Annotated in this window: 1 protein-coding gene; it reads right to left on the reverse strand. The window is 70.0% G+C overall.

Features of this window, described 5'->3' with window-relative positions:
* On the reverse strand, positions 1-486 hold a 486-nt coding region (locus tag AVW09_RS16000), incomplete at both ends, for an NADP-dependent isocitrate dehydrogenase (RefSeq protein ID WP_197462675.1).

Raw genomic sequence — 486 nt, forward strand, 5'->3', positions numbered from 1 at the left:
CGTTGCCGTCGCCGTCGACGATCTCGACGCGGCCGGCGGCGGCGATCTCGAACGTCTTGTCGTGGCTGCCGTACTCCTCGGCGGCCTGGGCCATGAGGCCCACGTTCGGAACGGTGCCGATCGTGGCCGGGTTGAGCGGACCGTTGGCGATGACGTCGTCGATCACGGCCTGGTACACACCGGCGTACGAGGAGTCGGGGATCACGGCGAGCGTGTCGTCCTCTCCCCCGTCGGCGCCCCACAGCTTGCCGCCGTTGCGGATGAGCGCGGGCATCGAGGCATCCACGATCACGTCGGACGGGACGTGCAGGTTCGTGATGCCCTTGTCGGAGTTGACGTACGACACGCGCGCGGCGGCGTCGACGGCCTTCTCGAACGCCGCGGCGATCTCGTCGCCGCCCTCGACCGAACCGAGACCGGACAGGATGCCGCCGAGGCCGTTGTTCGGGTTCAGGCCCGCCGCGGCGATGGTGTCGCCGTACTGCG

Source organism: Microbacterium sp. T32, from assembly GCF_001619615.1.
Classification (GTDB): Bacteria; Actinomycetota; Actinomycetes; order Actinomycetales; family Microbacteriaceae; genus Microbacterium.